Genomic DNA, 18,603 nt, shown 5'->3' on the forward strand with positions numbered 1-18,603 from the left:
GGGCACACACCATGCAGAACCGAGTCCGCACCGCCTGGATCTTCCTCACCCCCATGCTGGTGGTGCTGGCACTGGTGGCCTTGTGGCCGCTGGGCCGCACCATCTGGTTCAGCTTCACCGACGCCAACATCAACGACCTGGGCGCCACCAAGTTCATCGGCTTCGAGAACTACGTCGGCGAATACGGCCTGTTCGCCAACCCCAACAACACCGACGGCTTCTGGGCCAGCGACTGGGGCCTGTCCATCCTGAACACGCTGAAGTTCGCGCTTGTGTCGGTCTCGCTGGAAACCGCGCTGGGCCTGGGCGTGGCGCTGCTGCTCAACCAGGAGTTCAAGGGCCGCAACTGGGTGCGCGCCGCGGTGCTGGTGCCCTGGGCGATCCCCACCATCGTCTCGGCCAAGATGTGGGGCTGGATGCTGCACGACCAGTTCGGCATCCTCAACCAGTACATGCTCGACTGGGGCCTGATCGCCGAGAAGATCGCCTGGACGGCGCAGCCCGAGTACGCGCTGTGGACCGTGGTGGCGGTGGACGTGTGGAAGACCACGCCTTTCATGGCCCTGCTGATCCTGGCCGCGCTGCAGACATTGCCGAAAGACTGCTACGAGGCCGCCAAGGTCGACGGCGTGCATCCGCTGCGCGTCTTCTGGAAGGTCACGCTGCCGCTGATCCGCCCGGCCCTGATGGTGGCGGTGATCTTCCGCCTGCTGGACGCGCTGCGCGTGTTCGACCTGATCTACGTGCTGACCTCGAACAACAACAGCACCATCTCCATGTCCGGCTTCGTGCGGCGCGAGATGGTCGACAACGGCTACATGGGCTACGGCTCGGCCGCCTCGACCGCGCTGTTCCTGATCATCGGCCTGTGCACCGTCGCGGCCATCAAGCTCGGGCGCATGAAGCTCGCGGAGGACTGAACATGAAAACCCCGCTGTTCTGGCGCATCGCGCTGTACCTGGCCGCCACCGTGGTGGTCGTGGTCTCGGTCTTCCCCTTCGTGTACGCGGTCTCCACCTCGCTCAAGACAGGCTCGGCCCTGTTCGAGCCGGTGCTCTGGCCGTCGAGCGTGACCCTGGGCAACTACGTCTCGCTGTTCACCGTGGCCGAGCAGCCCTTCGGCCGCCACATCGTCAACTCGGTGCTGGTCTCGGTGCTGGTGGTGGCGATCTCGCTGTTCCTGGGCGTGACCGCGTCCTACGCGCTGGGCCGCATCAGCTTCAAGGGCCGCGGCCTGCTGCTCACGGCGGTGCTGGCGGTGTCCATGTTCCCGCAGGTGGCCGTGCTGGCCGGCATGTTCGAGCTGATCCGCTTCCTGGGCCTCTACAACAAGGCCCTGGGCCTGGTGCTGCCCTACATGATCTTCACCCTGCCCTTCACCGTGTGGGTGCTGACCACCTTCATGAAGCAGCTGCCCAAGGAGCTGGAAGAGGCCGCGATCATGGACGGCTGCAGCCCCTGGCGCGTCATCAAGGACGTGTTCCTGCCACTGCTGTGGCCCGCCCTGGTGTCCACCGGCCTGCTGGCCTTCATCGCGGCCTGGAACGAGTTCCTGTTCGCGCTCACCTTCGTGCTGGACAACAACGAGCGCACCGTGCCCGTGTCCATCGCGCTCATCTCGGGCGCCAGCAAGTACGACATCCCCTGGGGAAACATCATGGCCGCGTCGGTCCTGGTGACGATTCCCCTGCTGGTGCTCGTGCTGGTGTTCCAGAAAAAGATCGTATCGGGCCTCACCGCCGGCGCGGTGAAGGGCTGATCCCATCCACCTCCACTCCCTTCTCACCATGACCCAGAAAGCACCCAACAGCAACTGGTGGCGCGGCGGCGTGATCTACCAGATCTACCCGCGCTCGTTCCAGGACTCCAACGGCGACGGCATCGGCGACCTGCCGGGCATCACGCAGCGGCTGGACCACATCGCGGCCCTCGGCGCCGACGGCATCTGGATCTCGCCCTTCTTCAAGAGCCCGATGAAGGACTTCGGCTACGACGTCAGCGACTACTGCGACGTCGACCCGATGTTCGGCACGCTGGACGACTTCCGCGCACTGGTGGCGCGCGCCCACCAGCTCGGCCTGAAGGTGATGATCGACCAGGTGCTCTCGCACACCGCCGACGCGCACCCCTGGTTCGTGGAAAGCCGCAGCAGCCGCGACAACCCCAAGGTCGACTGGTACGTGTGGGCCGACGCGCAGCACGACGGCACGCCGCCCAACAACTGGCTGTCCATCTTCGGTGGCAGCGCCTGGCAGTGGGACACGCGCCGCTGCCAGTACTACCTGCACAACTTCCTGACCAGCCAGCCCGACCTGAATTTCCACAACCCGCAGGTGCAGGACGCGCTGCTGGCCACGGTGAAGTTCTGGCTCGACCTGGGCGTGGACGGCTACCGTCTGGACACCGCCAACTTCTACTTCCACGACGCGCAGCTGCGCAGCAACCCCGGTCGCGGCGCGCCCGACCCGAGCAAGCCCGACCCCGCGGTCAACCCCTACAACCCCTACGCCTGGCAGCGCCACCTGCACGACAAGAGCCAGCCGGAAAACCTGGTGTTCCTGCAGCGCCTGCGCGCCCTGCTCGACCAGTACCCGGACACCACCATGGTCGGCGAGATCGGCGACGACGACGGCCTGGCCCGCGTAGCCGAGTACACCAGCGGCGGCGACAAGCTGCACATGGCCTACTGCTTCGACTTCCTGGGCCCGCTGAAAGACGCGCCGTTCCTGCACGGCGTGCTCAGCCGCTTCAACCAGATCGTCGGCGACGGCTGGCCCTGCTGGGCCCTGTCCAACCACGACTGCGTGCGCTCGGCCACGCGCTGGGGCGGCGAGCACCCGGGCCCGCGCCAGCTGCGCCTGATGGCCGCCTTCCAGGCCAGCCTGCGCGGCACAGTCTGCCTCTACCAGGGCGAAGAACTTGGCCTGCCCGAAGCGCAGCTGAGCTTCGAGGAGCTGCAGGACCCGTACGGCATCACCATGTGGCCGGAGTTCAAGGGCCGCGACGGCTGCCGCACCCCCATGCCCTGGTCGGCCGATGCGCCGCACGCCGGCTTCACCAGCGGCGCCAAGCCCTGGCTGCCGGTGGCCGCCACGCACACCGCCCTGGCGGTGGACCAACAGGCGGGCCGCGAAGGTTCGCTGCTCGGCTATTTCACGCAGCTGCTGCACTGGCGGCGCGAACAGCCGGCGCTGGTGCACGGCTCGCTGGAACTGCTGGCCCTGCACCCGCAGGTGCTGGCCTTCGTGCGCGAGGACGAAGCGCAGCGCGTGCTCTGCGCCTTCAACTTCAGCGACACCGCCGCCACGCTGGCCCTGCCCGACGGCTGGTCGGCGGCGAAGGTGCTCGGTGGCAGCGGCCTGGGCGGCGCCCGCGCCGAGGCCGGCGAGATCCGATTCGAACCCTGGGGTGGTCTGTTCGTGCAGGCCTGACACCCGACACCACACAGGAGACCGCACCATGTCCAGGATCGAATTCAAGGACGTCTGCAAGCGCTACGCCCCGAACGCGCCGCTGACCATCAACAACGCCAACCTCACCATCGAGAACGGCGAGTTCTGCGTCTTCGTCGGGCCCTCGGGCTGCGGCAAGTCGACCCTGCTGCGCATGGTCGCTGGTCTGGAGGACATCAGCTCCGGCGACCTGTCCATCGGCGGCGAGCGCGTGAACGACCTGCCACCCGCACGCCGTGGCGTGGCCATGGTTTTCCAGAGCTACGCGCTCTACCCGCACATGACGGTGCGCGAGAACATGGGCTTCGGCCTCAAGGTGTTCGGCGCCAATGCGGCCGAGATCGACAAGAAAGTGCGCGCCGCGGCCGACATCCTGCAGCTCACGCCGCTGCTCGACCGCCTGCCCAAAGCCCTGTCGGGTGGCCAGCGCCAGCGCGTGGCCATCGGCCGCGCCATCGTCAAGGAGCCGCGCGTATTCCTGTTCGACGAGCCGCTGTCCAACCTGGACGCCGCGCTGCGCGTGCAGACCCGGCTGGAGATCGCCAAGCTGCACCACGACATCGGCACCGCCAGCATGATCTACGTGACGCACGACCAGGTCGAGGCCATGACGCTGGCCGACAAGATCGTGCTGCTGCGCGCGGGCGAAGACGTGCAGAAGAAGGGCTCGGTGGCCCAGGTGGGCACGCCCATGGACATGTACCACCGCCCCAACAGCCTGTTCGTGGCCGAGTTCATCGGCTCGCCCAAGATGAACGTGCTGCCCTCGGTGTTCCTGGACAGCGCCGGCGGGCTTGCCACGGTCAGCGTGGCGGGGCACCGCTTCGAGGTGGCCGTCGATGCGGCGCACCTGCAGACCGGCCAGGCCACCCACCTGGGCCTGCGCCCGGAGCACATGCGCCTGGCGCCGTCGGCCGACAGCCCCAACAGTCTGGCGGCGCAGATCGTGCACATCGAAAAGCTCGGCGAGGCCTCGCTGCTCTACCTCGACCTGGGCCAGCAACTGCCCAACGTCACGCTCAAGCTGGAGGGGACCACCGCCCTGGCCAAGGGCGAGAACGTGCGGCTGCAGGTGGACGCCACCGACCTGCACCTGTTCGACAGCGCGGGCGACGCCCTGCGCCGCACCGTGGAGCTGCCAGTGTGAGCGCCCTGGGCAGCTTCGACCACCGCCGCGCGGTGGTCTACCAGATCTACCCGCGCAGCTTCTGCGACGCCAACGGCGACGGCGTGGGCGACCTGCGCGGCATCACCTCGAAACTGGACCACCTGCAGGCCCTGGGCGTGGACGTGGTCTGGCTCTCGCCGGTCTACGCCTCGCCACAGGACGACAACGGCTACGACATCAGCGACTACCGCGCCATCGCGCCCGAGTTCGGCACCATGGCCGACTTCGACGAGATGCTGGCGCAGATGCACGCACGCGGCATCCGCCTGGTGATGGACCTGGTGGTCAACCACAGCTCGGACGAACACCGCTGGTTCACCGAAGCCCGCAAGAGCCGCGACAACCCGTTCCACGATTACTACCTCTGGCGCGAACCGCGCATCGGTGACGATGGTGAGCGCCAACCACCCACCAACTGGGAAGCGGCCTTCAACGGATCGGTGTGGGAGTGGAACGAAGCCACCGGCGAGTACTACCTGCACATGTTCAGCCGCAAGCAGCCGGACCTGAACTGGGAGAACCCGCGCCTGCGCGCCGAGGTCTACGACGTCATGCGCTTCTGGCTCGACAAGGGCGTGGACGGCTTCCGCATGGACGTGATCAACATGATCTCCAAGCCCTGGAACCCCGACGGCTCGCTGCCCGACGCGCCGGTGGTGCGCGACGGTTTCCTGCAACCCGGTTTCGCGATGAGCTGCAACGGCCCGCGCCTGACCGAGTTCCTGCGCGAGATGCGGCGCGAGGTGCTGGACCACTACGACACCATCACCGTGGGCGAGGCGCCGCTGGCCACCGTGGCCGAAGGCGTGGCGCTGACCCACCCGGACACCGGCGCGCTGGACATGCTGTTCCAGTTCGAGCACATGGACCTCGATTCCATCGGTGGCCACGTCGGAGGCAAATGGGCGCTCAAGCCCCTCGACCTGCGCGACCTCAAGCGCACCATGCAGCGCTGGCAGGACGCGCTCGACGGCCGGGGCTGGAACAGCCTGTACCTCTCCAACCACGACCAGCCGCGCCCGGTCTCGCGCTTCGGCGACGACGGCCCGGCGCACCGCGTCGCCTCCGCCAAGCTGCTGGGCACCTGGCTGCACAGCCACCAGGGCACACCCTACATCTACCAGGGCGAAGAGCTGGGCATGCGCAACGTCGCCTTCCCGTCCATCGATCACTACCAGGACATCGAGAGCCGCAACCACTGGCGCACGGCGGTTCAGGAGCGCGGCGAAGACCCGGCCACCGTGCTGCGCAGCCTGCACGCCAAGAGCCGCGACAACGCCCGCACGCCCATCCCCTGGGACCCGGCGCAACCGAACGCAGGTTTCAGCACCGGCACGCCCTGGCTGGCCCTGCATCCCGACTCGCCCGAGGTGAATGCAGCCCGGGCCGTGGCCGACCCCGACTCGGTGTTCCACCACTACCGGCGCCTGATCCGCCTGCGGCGCGAACACCCGGTCCTGGCCCTGGGCCACAGCCGGCAGTGGCTGGCCGAACACCCGGCGCTCAGCGCCATGGAGCGTGTGTGGGAAGGCGAGCGCTGGCTGGTGGTCTGCAACTTCTCGGGCCAGGCGCAGCCCGTTCCCCTGCCGACGGCGCTGACCGGTGCACCGGCCGAGCTGCTGCTGGGCAACCGGCCCGAACGCCGCGGCCGGGTGGACGAGCGGCAGCACGGCGCCGCGGCCATCGACCTGGCCACGCTGGTGTGCGCCCCCTGGGAGGCGCTGATCGTCCGGATGGGCTGAGGTGGCCCCGGCACACACCGGTACAGTGCGGTCCGTCAGCCCCATTCCCACCGACCCCGTGCAGGAGCCCCCATGAGCATCCAGACTGTCGCCACCACCCCGTTCGCCGGCCAGCTGCCCGGCACCTCCGGCCTGCGCAAGAAGGTCGCGGTGTTCCAGCAGCCCCACTACCTGGAGAACTTCGTCCAGGCCCTGTTCGACGTGCTGCACGGCAACGCGCCGGCCGCGGGCCAGACCCTGGTGCTCGGCGGCGACGGGCGCTTCCACAACCGCGCGGCGGTGCAGACCATCCTGAAGATGGCGGCCGCGCGCGGCTACGGCAAGGTGCTGGTCGGCCAGGGTGGCATCCTGTCCACACCGGCCACCAGCGCCGTCATCCGCCGCCGCGGCGCCAGCGGCGGCATCATCCTCTCGGCCAGCCACAACCCCGGCGGCCCCGATGGCGACTTCGGCATCAAGTACAACGCCACCAACGGCGGCCCCGCGCCCGAAAAGCTGACGCAGGCGATCTACGAGCGCACGCAGACGCTTGGCCAGTACCGCCTGAGCGACGCGGCCGACATCCCGCTCGACACCCTGGGCACGCACGTGATGGACGGCATGGCGATCGAGGTGATCGACCCCGTCGCCGACTACGCCGCGGTGCAGCGCGAGCTGTTCGACTTCGCCGCCATCCGCCGCCTCTTCGCCAGCGGCTTCCGCCTGCGCTACGACGCGATGTGGGCGGTCGGCGGGCCCTATGCGAAAGCCATCATCGAGGGCGAGCTGGGCGCCCCGGCCGGCACCGTGGTGAACGCCGAACCGAAGGAAGACTTCGGCGGCCTGCACCCCGACCCCAACCCGGCCTACGCCGACGACCTGATCGCGCACCTGATGGCACCCGACGCGCCCGACATGGGGGCGGCCTCCGACGGCGACGCCGACCGCAACATGATCCTCGGGCGCGGCTTCATCGTCTCGCCCTCGGACAGCCTGGCCGTGCTGACCGCGCACGCCACCAAGGTGCCGGGTTACGCCCGCGGCCTGGCCGGCGTGGCGCGCTCCATGCCCACCTCCACCGCCGCCGACCGGGTGGCGAAGGCGCTGGGCATCGCCTGCTACGAAACGCCCACCGGCTGGAAGTTCTTCGGCAACCTGCTGGACGACGGCAAGATCACGCTCTGCGGCGAAGAGAGCTACGGCACCGGCTCCAACCACGTGCGCGAGAAGGACGGCCTGTGGGCCGTGCTGTTCTGGCTCAACCTGGTCGCCGCCACCGGCCAGTCGGTCGAGCAGATGGTGCGCGGGCTGTGGGCCGAACACGGCCGCTGCGTGTACTCGCGCCACGACTACGACGGCATCCCCACAGAGAAGGCCAATGCGCTGATGGCCGAGCTGCGCGCGCAACTGCCGTCGCTGGGCGGCCAGACGGTGGAAGGACAACGCATCGCCTGGGCCGACGACTTCGCCTACACCGACCCGGTGGACGGTTCGGTCAGCCAGAAGCAGGGCGTGCGCGTGGTGCTCGAAGACTCCTCGCGCGTGGTGTTCCGCCTATCGGGCACCGGCACCGAAGGCGCGACGCTGCGCGTCTACCTGGAACGCCACGAACCCGACGCAGCGCGGCACGACGTGCCCGCGCAGGAGGCGCTGGCGCCGCTGGTCACACTGGCCCGCACGCTGGCCCGCATCGAACACCACACCGGCATGGCGCAACCCACCGTCATGACCTGACACCTCCTGTCGCACCATGCTCGACCGCATCGAACACCGCCTCGCCCAGTCCCTGCGCGCCCAGCCCCACTGGACCGCCTTCGCGAAACGGCTGTCGGTGCACGGTCCCCGGCTGGTGCGCGAGCTGTCCCACCTGTACGGCGAACGGCCAGACTTCGAGCAGGTGGTCGAGGACCTGCTGCACGTGGCCTACGACGGCTGGCGCCAGCGGCCCGCCGAGCTGCAGCGCCTGGACGCACAGCGCGAGCAGGCGCCCGATTGGTTCGCCTCGAACCAGATGCTCGGTGGCGTCTGCTACGCCGACCTCTGGGCCGGCGGCTTCGAGGGGGTGAAGGCGCAGATCCCGTATCTGAAAGAGCTGGGCCTGACCTACCTGCACCTGATGCCGCCCTACCGGTGCCCGCAGCCGCACAACGACGGCGGCTACGCGGTCAGCAGCTACCGCGCCACCGACCCGGCGCTGGGCAGCATGGACGAGCTGCGCGAGCTGTTCACCGAATTGCGGCAGGCGGGCATCTCCCCGGTGCTGGACTTCGTGTTCAACCACACCTCCGACGAACACGAGTGGGCGCAGAAGGCCGCCGCCGGCGACGCCGAACACAGCGCGTACTACTGGATCTTCCCGGACCGCAGCGGGCCCGACGCCTACGAGCAGACGGTGCGCGAGATCTTCCCGGACGAGCACCCCGGCGCGTTCACCCAATTGCCCGACGGCCGCTGGATCTGGACCACCTTCCACACCTACCAGTGGGACCTGAACTACAGCAACCCGGCCGTGTTCACCGCCATGGCGCGCGAGATGCTGTTCATCGCCAACCTGGGCGTGGACTTCCTGCGCATGGACGCGGTGGCCTTCGTCTGGAAGCGCCTGGGAACGCCCTGCGAGAACCTGCCCGAGGCCCACCACCTGCTGCGTGCGTACAACGCGCTGTGCCGCATCGCCGCGCCCTCGCTGCTGTTCAAGAGCGAAGCCATCGTGCACCCGGACGATGTGGCGGCCTACATCTCCCCCGAGGAGTGCCAGGTCTCTTACAACCCGCTGCAGATGGCGCTGCTGTGGAACTCGCTGGCCACGCGCGAGGTGAACCTGCTGCAGCACGCGCTGGAGCACCGCCACGCCCTGCCGCCGCACACCGCCTGGGTCAACTACGTGCGCAGCCACGACGACATCGGCTGGACCTTTGCCGACGAGGACGCGGCGCACTTCGGCATCGACGGCTTCGCGCACCGCCAGTTCCTCAACAAGTTCTTCGTCAACCGCTTCGCTGGCAGCTTTGCGCGCGGTGAGCCCTTCCAGGACAACCCGGCGACCGGCGACTGCCGCATCAGCGGCACCGCTGCCTCGCTCTGCGGCGTGGAACAGGGCGACGTGCACGGCATCGCGCGCCTGCTGCTGCTCTACGGCGTGGTGCTGGCCAGCGGCGGCATCCCGCTGATCTACCTGGGCGACGAGGTCGCCACGCGGAACGACCACGGCTGGCAGCAGGACCCGCACAAGGCCTCGGACAGCCGCTGGCTGCACCGCCCGCCGCGGGACGCCGCGCGCTGCGCGCAGCGCCACGACCCGTCGACGCCCGCCGGCCGCATGTTCACCGGCCTCACCCACCTGATCGGCCTGCGCCGGCACCTGCCCGCGCTCGCAGGCGGCGCCCTCACCCCGTTCTGGACGCAGAACCCGGCGGTGCTGGGTTTCCGGCGCGGCGAGGGTGCGGCCTCGGTCCTGGTGCTGGCCAACTTCAGCGAGCACCCGCAGGCGGTGGAGCACCGCGTGCTGGCGGCGATGCCCGGCGCTGTGGTGGACGTGGTCGGTGGCGGTGGATTCGACCTGCGCACCGGACTCACCCTGCAGCCCTACCAGCAGCTGTGGCTGGTGCCCGCCTGAGCGGGCCCGCCAGGAAGCGGGCCGTCAGGGTCGGCTGGCTATAATTCGCGGCTATTTGCCCTGTGCAGGGGCCCCACCCCCAACAGACCGACTCGCCATCCGAGGAACCCATGAGCGACCACGCGCACGACTCCCACACCGGCCCGATCAAAACCCCCGCCCAGCTGCTCTGGACGTCGTTCTTTTTCTTCGTGGCACCCGTTTTCGTCATCACCGGACTGGTGTACTACGTCACCTCGGACAACAAGCCGGCCGCCGGCGCCGTCGACCCCGAACTGGCCACGGCCATGCGCATCCAGAAGATCGGCTCGGTCGAGCTGCGCGATGCCAACCGCCCGCTGGCCACTGGTGAAGCGGTCTACACCGCCCAGTGCTCGGCCTGTCACGCCGCCGGCCTCGCCGGTGCACCCAAGTTCGGCGACGCCGCCGCCTGGGGCCCCTGCATCGCCACCGGCTATGAAGCCCTGCTGACCTCTGCCCTCAAGGGCAAGAACGCCATGGGCGCGCAAGGTGGTGGCGCGTTCAGCGACGTCGAGATCGGCCGCGCCGTGGTGCACATGGCCAACGCCGCCGGCGGCAAGTTCGCCGAGCCGCAGGCCCCGGCCGCTGCAGGTGCTGCCGCTGCCGCACCCGCCGCTGAAGCCGTTCCCGCAGCCGCCCCTGCCGCCGCGGCTCCTGCAGCCGCCGCCCCGGTGGCCGCCGCGCCCGCTGCTGCGGCTGTGCCCGTCGCCGGTGCTGGCGAGGCCCTGTACAAGCAGGCCTGCTCGGTCTGCCACGCCGCCGGCGTGGCAGGCGCGCCCAAGTTCGGCGACAAGGCCGCCTGGTCGGCCCGCGTCGGTCTGGGTCTGGACGGTCTGACCGCCAGCGCCATCAAGGGCAAGAACGCCATGCCACCCAAGGGCGGTTCCACCGCCTCGGACGCCGACATCAAGGCCGCCGTCGAGTACATGCTGGCCGCCGTCAAGTAAGGGCGCAGCACCCCACAAAAAAGCCGGTCCAGCGACCGGCTTTTTTGTTGCCCGCTCCAGGCTCAGATCCAGGGGGCCGGTCCCAGGGCGCGCTGCGGGCTCCTCACGAAGGCCCAGCGCTGCGGCAGGCTGTCCGCCGCCACGGGCTCGGGCTGCCAGTGGCCCTGCTCCACCTGGTCGGCCGCCTGTGCCATGTCGCTGGTGTGCACCAGGCCCAGGCCCAGGGCGGTCACGAGGTAGAGGTGCCCGGCTTCGTCCAGCAGGCAGCGCTCCACGGCGCCAGCCGGCGCACCGGTGTGGGCCTGCACCGAACCGTCGGGCTGCAGGCGCCAGACCCAGGGCGCGGCTTCGAGCTCGACATAGACCCGCTGCGGCCCGTTCTGGAAGAACCACCGGCCCTGTTCGTCGGGCATGTAGTTCCGGCCGATGAAGGCGATCAGCTTGTCGTGCAGCAGGCGCGAACCCTTGGCCGGCACCGCTGCCTCTCCTGGTTCCACCGCAAAGGGGCCAGCACGCTGGCAACGATCGTCGCGCATGTACCAGTCGCCGCGCGCGTCCAGTCCCAGCCATCCGTGGCAGTCGGGCACGTTGGGCCATTTGGCGAGTGCGGCCTTGACGATGTCGTCCATGGGTTGTCCTCAGCGGTGGGCCAGCAGCCAGTGACCGACCGCCGCCGGCATGGCCATCACGTGGCCGGGCAGGCCCAGGGGGGGCAGGGACACGGAGAAGCCGACATGCCCACCCTGCGCCGGCTGCCAGAGCGTGACCTGGTGGCCGGCCTGGCTAGGCGTGGGCAGTGAACCGGCCGGCACGAAGGGGTCGTTCAGCGCATTGAGCGCCAGCGCGGGCACGCGGATGTCGCTGAGCACCGGCTTGGCCGACGCGCGGGCCCAGTAGTCGTCGGTGTCGCGAAAGCCATGCAGCGGTGCGGTGAAGAGGTTGTCGAACTGGTAGAGGTCGCTCGCGGCCAGCAACGCCTCGCGGTCGAACAGGCCGGGGTGCTGCTCCAGCTTCTTCAGCGCCTTGGGCACCATGGTGGAGAGGAACATGCGGGTGTAGACCAGCCGGTTGAAGCCGCGCCCGATGGCGTGACCACCCGCAGCCAGATCGAGCGGCGAACAGACGGCGGCCACCGCCCGCACCGTGCGCCCGGCCGCGAAGCCCATCTCGCCGGCCCAGCGCAGCAGCGCGTTGCCGCCCAGGGACACACCGGCGGCCAGCAGCGGGCGGCCCGGGTGTGTGGTGGCGAAGCGGCGGAGCATCCAGTCGATTTCCTGAAAGTCGCCCGAGTGGTAGGCGCGCGGCGCCAGGTTCAGCTCGCCCGAGCAGCCGCGGAAATGCGGCACGGCCAGCACCAGGCCTTCGCGGGCGGCGAAATCGGCAAAGGCCACCGCGTACTGGCTGGCCGAGGAGCCCTCCAACCCGTGGAACAGCACCAGCAGCGGCGCATCCGGCGCCACCGCGTGGGTGGTGGTGTCGACGTCGACGAAGTCACCGTCGGGGGTCTGCCAACGCTCGCGCCGCCATTGCGGGGCGGGCCCCGCGTGGCGCCGCGCAAACAGCGCTGCCCACAGGGTCTGGGCGTTGCCGCCCGGCAGCCACCAGGGGGCCGTGTAGTCGAAAGCCAGGGCCGCCATGCTCAGTGCAGCACCGGCGGCGCGCTCAAGGCGTCCGCCGGCTCGTTGCGGCTGCCCGGGCTGGCGTGGTGGGCCACCATGCGCCAGCCGTGCACCGTCTTGGCGTACACATTGGTGGCCAGCACCCAGGCGTGGGCCGGTCCGTCGTCGCTCATCACCTCGATGCGCTCGATCACGCTGTGCACGCTGCAGCCACCGGCGTCGATGCGGCGCGCCCGCTCGGGCTGCACGCGCACGCCACCATTGGCCAGCAGGGCCTCGAACGCCGCACGGACGGCGGTGTGGCCGATCAGGCGCTGCCCGCCCGGGTGCACACAGACGATGTCCTCTTCATCGGCCCAGCAGGCCATGAGGCGCTCCGGGTCGCCCTGGTGCAGGGCGTCGTAGAAGGCGGCTTCGATGTCGTCCGCAGTGCCGGGGGAAAACTTGGGGCGGGGCATGGGGGTGCAGGGGCGTGGTCGGAGGCGCAAAAGCGGGGCACTATGATAGGTCTTTGCCCCGCAGGAGTGACCATGAAGCGCCGTCTGTCCCTCGCCTCCCTCGTGCTCGCCACCACCCTCACCCTCTCCGGCTGCGGCTACAACGAGTTCCAGAGCCTGGACGAACAGAGCAAGTCGGCCTGGGCCGAGGTGCTCAACCAGTACCAGCGCCGCGCCGATCTCATTCCCAACATCGTCGCCACCGTCAAGGGCGAGGCGAACTTCGAGCAGGAGACCCTGACCAAGGTGGTCGAGGCGCGCGCCAAGGCCACGTCAATCCAGGTCACGCCCGAGATGCTCGGCGACCCCGAGGCCATGGCCAAGTTCCAGGCCGCGCAGGGCGAGCTGGGCAGCGCGCTCAGCCGCCTGATGGTGGTGGTCGAGCAGTACCCCAACCTCAAGGCCAACCAAGGCTTCTCCGACCTGCGCGTGCAGCTCGAAGGCACGGAGAACCGCATCACCGTGGCCCGCAACCGCTACATCGAGGCGGTTCAGTCCTACAACGTGCTCACGCGCAGCTTCCCGACCAACCTCACCGCCATGGTCTTTGGCTACAAGACCAAGGAAGGTTTCAAGGTCGAGAACGAGGCCGCCATCAGCGCGCCCCCCAAGGTCGACTTCAACAAGCCATGACGCCGCGCCGGGTCCGCGCTCTCGGCGTGGGTGTGCTCTGGCTTCTGTGGGCGGCGCTGGCGTGGGCGCAGGCCGTGCTGCCAGTGCCCGAGCTGCGCAGCCGGCTGATCGACCAGACCGGGACACTGGACGCCGCCCAGCAGGCCTCCCTCGAATCCCGACTGGCGGCCTTCGAAGCCCAGCGCGGCACGCAGATCGTGGTGGTGCTGGTGCCCACCACCCAGCCCGAAGACATCGCCGACTACACCCAGCGGCTGGGCGACGCCTGGAAGATCGGGCGACAGGACGTGGGCGACGGCGTGCTGTTCGTGGTGGCCAAGAACGACCGGCGGGTCCGCATCGCCACCAGCAAGACGCTGGAGGGGGCCATTCCCGACCTGGTGGCCCGCCGCATCATCGACCAGGCGGTCACGCCCGCCTTCCGCCGCAACGACTTCGCTGGCGGCATCGGGGCCGGTGTCGACCAGATCATCGCCCACGTGTCCGGCGAGAACCTGCCCCTGCCCGACGGGGGCGCGGCAGAAGACGCAGGTTTCGCGCCCATGGACCTGTTGATCTTCCTGGTCTTTGCCGTGCCGATGTTCTCGGCCGTGCTGCGCAGCCTGTTCGGCAACAAGCTGGGCACCCTGCTCACGGGTGCGGGTGCGGGCGCCATCGCGTGGGTGCTCACCGCGGTGGTCTGGATCGCCGTGGGCGCGGGTCTGCTGGCCATGCTCGCCGCGCTGTTCTTGCAGATGCTGCCGTCGACGCCTTCGTCAGGACGGGGGCGTCACGGTGGCTGGGGCGGCGGCGGTTTTGGTGGTGGAGGCCGCAGCGGGGGGGGTGGCTTCAGCTCGGGTGGCGGCGGTAATTTCGGTGGCGGTGGTGCCTCCGGAAGCTGGTGATGCCCATGAACAAAGTCCTTCGGATCCTCAGGCACCGCTGGCTCGACGGCCGTGATTCGCACCGCCTCATCCCCGACGACATGGCACTTCGGCTGGCCCGCCGCATCACCGCCAGCGAGGCGCGCCACAGCGGGGAAATCCGGGTGTGCGTGGAGGCCGCCCTGCCACTGTCCTACCTCTGGCGACTCGGTGACAAGACCACCGTTCGCGTGCTGGCCCGGGAGCGGGCCATGAGCTGGTTCGGCCGCCTGGGCGTCTGGGACACGCAGGACAACAACGGCGTGCTGATCTACCTGCTGCTGGCCGAACGATCGATCGAGCTGGTGGCCGACCGAGGCCTGAGTGCGCGGGTCGACCAGGCCCGCTGGCAGGCCATGGTGGACCGGTTGGCCGGCCAGTTGCACCACGGGGCCTTCGAAGACGGACTGACCCAGGCCCTGGAGGAAGTGTCGGCACTGCTGGTGGAGTTCTTTCCAGCCCAGTCCGGCGAGCCCAACCCCAACGAACTGCCCGACCTGGTGGTGCGGGCCTGAGGCTCAGCCTTCCCCGGAACCGCGGCCGCCGTGGCCGGTGCGGTTGTTCATCACCACCTGCAGCTCCTGCTGCAGGGCCTTGTTCATCTGCGCGAAGGTGCGCAGCTTGCGCGTGGTCTCGCGCAGGCGGTCGGCCATGCGCTTGGAGATCGCCAGCAGGAGGCGCGCCCCGACCGCCGGGTCGGCCTTGAGCAGGCGCCGCAACGCCGCCCGGGACAGCACGGCGGCCGCCACATCGGTGATGGCGGTGCAGGTGGCCGACCGCGGCGAGCCGTCCAGCACGCCCATTTCACCAATCAGATGCCCCGGACCGATCACGTTGACCACCATGCTGTCTTCGGCGCCAGGCATCTCGTTCTCGACCGAGATATCGCCTTCCAGGATCAGCATCATGTAGTCGTTGCCGCGCAGCTCTCCCTCGTGAATGAAGACCGTACCCGCGGAAATCAGCTGCGGGTGCATGTAACCCACCACCCGCTTGGCATCGGCCAGCTTCAGATCGTCCAGCGCCGAGGGCGTGACGAGCAGGCGGGCGGCCACCTCTTCAGGCGGCAGGTCCGGTCGTTCGGAAATCGAGGGTGTGGGCATGGGTATCCGGAAGTCAGTGAGGAGATGATTTCACCAGCGTCCCCGGCAGATCACAGGGCGGCGAAAAAAAACCGGCATCAGCCGGCTTTTTTCATGAGGCGTCCGCGGGTGCAGATCACTTTTTCTGACGGTACTTGCGCAGCGCCGCGATCTGCGCGGCCATGACCGCCAGCTCCGAGGTGGCCTTGGCCAGATCGATATCGCTCTTGGCGTTCTTGACGGCCTCTTCGGCGGCCTTGCGGGCCTCGCTCGCCTTGGCCTCGTCCAGGTCGTGGCCACGGATGGCGGTGTCCGACAGCACGGTCACGCAGTTGGGCTGCACTTCCAGGATGCCACCGGCCACGAACACGAACTCTTCGCCGCCGTCGGCTTTTTCGATGCGCACGGCACCGGGCTTGATGCGCGTGATGAGTGGGATGTGGCCGGGCAGGATGCCCAGCTCGCCCGCTTCACCCGGCAGGGCCACGAACTTGGCCTCGCCGGAGAAGATGGACTCTTCGGCGCTGACCACATCGACGTGGATAGTGCTCATATTGACTCCTGTGGAAAGGGAAAAGGTGGCTCAGTGGGCGGACGCCGGCGAGCGGCGCCCTGCGCCATCAGGCGACCTTCTTCGCCTTCTCGAAGGCTTCGTCGATGGTGCCGACCATGTAGAAGGCCTGCTCTGGCAGGTGGTCGCACTCGCCAGCGGTGATCATCTTGAAGCCGCGGATGGTTTCGGACAGCGGCACGTACTTGCCGGGCGAGCCGGTGAACACTTCGGCCACGTGGAACGGCTGCGACAGGAAACGCTGAATCTTGCGGGCGCGTGCCACGGCCAGCTTGTCTTCCGGCGCCAGTTCGTCCATGCCCAGAATGGCGATGATGTCGCGCAGTTCCTTGTAGCGCTGCAGCGTGCCCTGCACGGCGCGAGCGGTCTCGTAGTGGTCCTGGCCAACGACCAGCGGGTCGAGCTGGCGGCTGGTGGAGTCCAGCGGATCCACGGCGGGGTAGATACCCAGCGCAGCGATGTCACGGGACAGCACCACGGTGGAGTCCAAGTGGGCAAAAGTGGTGGCAGGCGACGGGTCGGTCAGGTCGTCCGCGGGCACGTACACGGCCTGGATCGAGGTGATCGAGCCGACTTTGGTCGACGTGATCCGCTCTTGCAGACGGCCCATTTCTTCGGCCAGCGTCGGCTGGTAGCCCACGGCGGACGGCATACGACCCAGCAGGGCGGACACTTCGGTACCGGCCAGGGTGTAGCGGTAGATGTTGTCCACGAAGAACAGCACGTCGCGGCCTTCGTCACGGAAGGACTCGGCGATGGTCAGACCGGTCAGGGCCACACGCAGACGGTTGCCCGGCGGCTCGTTCATCTGGCCGTAGACCATGGCCACTTTCGACTCGGGCAGGTTCTCAAGGTTCACGACGCCGGAATCGGCCATCTCGTGGTAGAAGTCGTTGCCTTCACGGGTACGTTCGCCCACACCAGCGAACACCGACAGACCGCTGTGGGCCTTGGCGATGTTGTTGATGAGTTCCATCATGTTCACGGTCTTGCCCACACCGGCGCCACCGAACAGACCCACCTTGCCGCCCTTGGCGAACGGGCACACCAGGTCGATCACCTTGATGCCGGTTTCCAGCAGTTCTTGCGAGGGCGACAGTTCGTCGTAGGCTGGGGCTTTGCGGTGGATGGGAGCAGTCAGGCTCTGGTCGACCGGGCCGCGCTCGTCGATGGGCTGGCCCAGCACGTCCATGATGCGGCCCAGGGTGGCCTTGCCCACCGGCACGGTGATGTTGGCGTGGGTGTTGGTGACCACCATGCCGCGGCGCAGACCGTCGGACGAACCCAGTGCAATCGTGCGGACCACGCCGTCACCGAGCTGCTGCTGGACTTCCAGCGTCAGTGCGGAACCTTCCATCTTCAGGGCGTCGTAAACGCGCGGCATCTGGTCGCGGGGGAATTCCACGTCCACGACGGCGCCGATGCACTGAACAATCTTGCCTTGTGCTTGAGACATGATGTGTACCTTTGAGTTTCTCTAGATTTCAGTTGAGCGCCGGGGTCAGACCGCCGCAGCGCCGGCCACGATTTCCGACAGCTCTTTCGTGATGCCGGCCTGGCGGGTCTTGTTGTAGACCAGCTTGAGTTCGCTGATGACGTTGCCGGCGTTGTCGGTAGCGGCCTTCATGGCCACCATGCGAGCCGACTGCTCGGACGCCATGTTTTCCGCCACGGCCTGGTAGACCTGGGCTTCGATGTAGCGCAGCAGCAGCTCGTCGATGACGGTGGCCGCGTCGGGTTCGTAGACGTAGTCCCAGTCACGGCCCTTGCTGCCTTCCTGCAGGTCGGCGGCCGACAGAGGCAGCAGCTGCTCGATCACGGCTTCCTGCTTCATCGTGTTGATGAAGCGGGTGTAGCAGACGTGAACCGAGTTGATGCGGCCCTCGGTGTAGGCATCCAGCAGCACCTTGACGGGGCCGATGAGCTTGTCGAGGTGCGGGGTGTCGCCCAGGCCGGTAGCGCTGGACACCACCTTGGCGCCGATGCGGTTGAGGAAACCCAGGCCCTTGTTGCCAATGGCCACGGCTTCGGCACCCATGCCCTTGCTCTGCAGTTCCTTGAGCTGGTTCGTCAGCGCACGCAGCACGTTGGTGTTCATGCCACCGCACAGACCCTTGTCGGTCGTGACGACGACAAAACCGGCGGTCTTGGCGTCGTTGGTCTGCATGAAGGCGTGCGTGTACTCCGGGTTCGCCTTGCTCAGGTTGCCGGCGATCTGGCGCACCTTCTCGGCGTAAGGGCGGGCCGCACGCATGCGGTCCTGCGCCTTGCGCATCTTGGAGGCGGCCACCATTTCCATGGCTTTGGTGATCTTCTTGGTGTTCTCCACCGATTTGATCTTGCCGCGTATTTCCTTGCCTGCTGCCATTGCTGC

Annotated in this window: 18 protein-coding genes; 11 read left to right on the forward strand and 7 right to left on the reverse strand. The window is 68.4% G+C overall.

The window, feature by feature from the left end:
* Positions 1–11: 11 nt before the first annotated feature.
* From HFL01S_RS20035 to HFL01S_RS20070, 8 genes are all read left to right on the forward strand, one after another.
* On the forward strand, positions 12–920 hold the full coding sequence (locus HFL01S_RS20035) for a carbohydrate ABC transporter permease (RefSeq protein ID WP_066261862.1): 909 nt from the start codon (positions 12–14) through the stop codon (positions 918–920).
* A 2-nt stretch (positions 921–922) separates the two neighbouring features.
* Positions 923–1,759: a carbohydrate ABC transporter permease gene (locus tag HFL01S_RS20040; protein WP_066261864.1), complete on the forward strand. Its 837-nt coding sequence runs from the start codon at positions 923–925 to the stop codon at positions 1,757–1,759.
* A gap of 28 nt (positions 1,760–1,787) precedes the next feature.
* Positions 1,788–3,431 (forward strand): alpha-glucosidase family protein, encoded by a 1,644-nt coding sequence (locus HFL01S_RS20045; RefSeq protein WP_066261866.1) that lies wholly within the window; start codon positions 1,788–1,790, stop codon positions 3,429–3,431.
* 28 nt (positions 3,432–3,459) lie between these two features.
* Positions 3,460–4,599, forward strand: coding sequence for an ABC transporter ATP-binding protein (locus HFL01S_RS20050; RefSeq protein ID WP_066261869.1), 1,140 nt, complete (start codon positions 3,460–3,462; stop codon positions 4,597–4,599).
* Positions 4,596–6,362 carry an alpha-glucosidase gene (locus tag HFL01S_RS20055; protein WP_245644874.1) on the forward strand — a complete coding sequence of 589 codons (1,767 nt, stop codon included), beginning with the start codon at positions 4,596–4,598 and terminating at the stop codon, positions 6,360–6,362. Before HFL01S_RS20050 ends, HFL01S_RS20055 begins: the two co-directional genes overlap by 4 nt.
* 72 nt (positions 6,363–6,434) lie before the next feature.
* Complete coding sequence (locus tag HFL01S_RS20060; protein WP_066261872.1) at positions 6,435–8,075, forward strand: alpha-D-glucose phosphate-specific phosphoglucomutase; 1,641 nt, start codon at positions 6,435–6,437, stop codon at positions 8,073–8,075.
* A 16-nt stretch (positions 8,076–8,091) separates the two neighbouring features.
* Positions 8,092–9,957: an alpha-amylase family protein gene (locus HFL01S_RS20065; protein WP_066261876.1), complete on the forward strand. Its 1,866-nt coding sequence runs from the start codon at positions 8,092–8,094 to the stop codon at positions 9,955–9,957.
* Positions 9,958–10,067: 110 nt separating this feature from the next.
* Entirely contained in the window at positions 10,068–10,925 is an 858-nt protein-coding gene (locus HFL01S_RS20070) for a c-type cytochrome (protein WP_066261878.1), read from the forward strand.
* Positions 10,926–10,987: 62 nt separating this feature from the next.
* Here HFL01S_RS20070 and HFL01S_RS20075 read toward each other — a convergent pair whose 3' ends face one another.
* From HFL01S_RS20075 to HFL01S_RS20085, 3 genes are read right to left on the reverse strand one after another with little or no spacing between them, the layout of a single operon-like run.
* Positions 10,988–11,554 carry a DUF2946 family protein gene (locus tag HFL01S_RS20075; RefSeq protein ID WP_066261880.1) on the reverse strand — a complete coding sequence of 189 codons (567 nt, stop codon included), beginning with the start codon at positions 11,552–11,554 and terminating at the stop codon, positions 10,988–10,990.
* A gap of 9 nt (positions 11,555–11,563) precedes the next feature.
* The gene (locus HFL01S_RS20080; protein WP_066261882.1) at positions 11,564–12,562 is read right to left on the reverse strand and encodes a YheT family hydrolase; all 999 of its coding nucleotides are present in this window, start codon (positions 12,560–12,562) and stop codon (positions 11,564–11,566) included.
* A 2-nt stretch (positions 12,563–12,564) separates the two neighbouring features.
* Complete coding sequence (locus tag HFL01S_RS20085) at positions 12,565–13,002, reverse strand: YybH family protein (RefSeq protein WP_066261883.1); 438 nt, start codon at positions 13,000–13,002, stop codon at positions 12,565–12,567.
* 72 nt (positions 13,003–13,074) lie between these two features.
* On the opposite strand from HFL01S_RS20085, the gene HFL01S_RS20090 reads away from it, so the two are divergent.
* From HFL01S_RS20090 to HFL01S_RS20100, 3 genes are read left to right on the forward strand one after another with little or no spacing between them, the layout of a single operon-like run.
* Positions 13,075–13,674 (forward strand): LemA family protein, encoded by a 600-nt coding sequence (locus tag HFL01S_RS20090; protein ID WP_066261890.1) that lies wholly within the window; start codon positions 13,075–13,077, stop codon positions 13,672–13,674.
* Positions 13,671–14,558, forward strand: coding sequence for a TPM domain-containing protein (locus HFL01S_RS20095; RefSeq protein WP_066261892.1), 888 nt, complete (start codon positions 13,671–13,673; stop codon positions 14,556–14,558). Before HFL01S_RS20090 ends, HFL01S_RS20095 begins: the two co-directional genes overlap by 4 nt.
* Before the next feature lie 5 nt (positions 14,559–14,563).
* A complete protein-coding gene (locus HFL01S_RS20100) occupies positions 14,564–15,091 on the forward strand; it encodes a TPM domain-containing protein (protein WP_066261971.1) in 528 nt (175 codons plus the stop codon).
* A gap of 3 nt (positions 15,092–15,094) precedes the next feature.
* On the opposite strand, the gene HFL01S_RS20105 is transcribed toward HFL01S_RS20100, so the two are convergent.
* The 4 genes from HFL01S_RS20105 to atpG all read right to left on the reverse strand — a co-directional run bounded on the left by HFL01S_RS20105 (position 15,095) and on the right by atpG (position 18,597).
* Positions 15,095–15,679, reverse strand: a complete 585-nt coding sequence (locus HFL01S_RS20105; RefSeq protein WP_066261898.1) for a Crp/Fnr family transcriptional regulator — start codon at positions 15,677–15,679, stop codon at positions 15,095–15,097.
* 115 nt (positions 15,680–15,794) lie between these two features.
* Positions 15,795–16,211 (reverse strand): F0F1 ATP synthase subunit epsilon, encoded by a 417-nt coding sequence (locus tag HFL01S_RS20110; RefSeq protein WP_066157615.1) that lies wholly within the window; start codon positions 16,209–16,211, stop codon positions 15,795–15,797.
* A gap of 67 nt (positions 16,212–16,278) precedes the next feature.
* Positions 16,279–17,685, reverse strand: coding sequence for a F0F1 ATP synthase subunit beta (gene atpD, locus HFL01S_RS20115; protein WP_066261900.1), 1,407 nt, complete (start codon positions 17,683–17,685; stop codon positions 16,279–16,281).
* A gap of 45 nt (positions 17,686–17,730) precedes the next feature.
* Positions 17,731–18,597: a F0F1 ATP synthase subunit gamma gene (gene atpG, locus HFL01S_RS20120; RefSeq protein ID WP_066261902.1), complete on the reverse strand. Its 867-nt coding sequence runs from the start codon at positions 18,595–18,597 to the stop codon at positions 17,731–17,733.
* Positions 18,598–18,603 lie beyond the last annotated feature (6 nt).

The organism is Hydrogenophaga flava NBRC 102514 (assembly GCF_001571145.1).
In the GTDB taxonomy this organism is placed as follows: domain Bacteria; phylum Pseudomonadota; class Gammaproteobacteria; order Burkholderiales; family Burkholderiaceae_C; genus Hydrogenophaga; species Hydrogenophaga flava.

Excerpts from the sequence above, each read along its gene's own strand:
- HFL01S_RS20035 (WP_066261862.1), top strand. The coding sequence starts at position 12 with ATGCAGAACCGAGTCCGCACCGCCTGGATCTTCCTCACCCCCATGCTG.
- HFL01S_RS20040 (WP_066261864.1), top strand. The coding sequence starts at position 923 with ATGAAAACCCCGCTGTTCTGGCGCATCGCGCTGTACCTGGCCGCCACC.
- HFL01S_RS20045 (WP_066261866.1), top strand. The coding sequence starts at position 1,788 with ATGACCCAGAAAGCACCCAACAGCAACTGGTGGCGCGGCGGCGTGATC.
- HFL01S_RS20050 (WP_066261869.1), top strand. The coding sequence starts at position 3,460 with ATGTCCAGGATCGAATTCAAGGACGTCTGCAAGCGCTACGCCCCGAAC.
- HFL01S_RS20060 (WP_066261872.1), top strand. The coding sequence starts at position 6,435 with ATGAGCATCCAGACTGTCGCCACCACCCCGTTCGCCGGCCAGCTGCCC.
- HFL01S_RS20065 (WP_066261876.1), top strand. The coding sequence starts at position 8,092 with ATGCTCGACCGCATCGAACACCGCCTCGCCCAGTCCCTGCGCGCCCAG.
- HFL01S_RS20070 (WP_066261878.1), top strand. The coding sequence starts at position 10,068 with ATGAGCGACCACGCGCACGACTCCCACACCGGCCCGATCAAAACCCCC.
- HFL01S_RS20075 (WP_066261880.1), bottom strand. The coding sequence starts at position 11,554 with ATGGACGACATCGTCAAGGCCGCACTCGCCAAATGGCCCAACGTGCCC.
- HFL01S_RS20080 (WP_066261882.1), bottom strand. The coding sequence starts at position 12,562 with ATGGCGGCCCTGGCTTTCGACTACACGGCCCCCTGGTGGCTGCCGGGC.
- HFL01S_RS20085 (WP_066261883.1), bottom strand. The coding sequence starts at position 13,002 with ATGCCCCGCCCCAAGTTTTCCCCCGGCACTGCGGACGACATCGAAGCC.
- HFL01S_RS20090 (WP_066261890.1), top strand. The coding sequence starts at position 13,075 with ATGAAGCGCCGTCTGTCCCTCGCCTCCCTCGTGCTCGCCACCACCCTC.
- HFL01S_RS20095 (WP_066261892.1), top strand. The coding sequence starts at position 13,671 with ATGACGCCGCGCCGGGTCCGCGCTCTCGGCGTGGGTGTGCTCTGGCTT.
- HFL01S_RS20100 (WP_066261971.1), top strand. The coding sequence starts at position 14,564 with ATGAACAAAGTCCTTCGGATCCTCAGGCACCGCTGGCTCGACGGCCGT.
- HFL01S_RS20105 (WP_066261898.1), bottom strand. The coding sequence starts at position 15,679 with ATGCCCACACCCTCGATTTCCGAACGACCGGACCTGCCGCCTGAAGAG.
- HFL01S_RS20110 (WP_066157615.1), bottom strand. The coding sequence starts at position 16,211 with ATGAGCACTATCCACGTCGATGTGGTCAGCGCCGAAGAGTCCATCTTC.
- atpD (WP_066261900.1), bottom strand. The coding sequence starts at position 17,685 with ATGTCTCAAGCACAAGGCAAGATTGTTCAGTGCATCGGCGCCGTCGTG.
- atpG (WP_066261902.1), bottom strand. The coding sequence starts at position 18,597 with ATGGCAGCAGGCAAGGAAATACGCGGCAAGATCAAATCGGTGGAGAAC.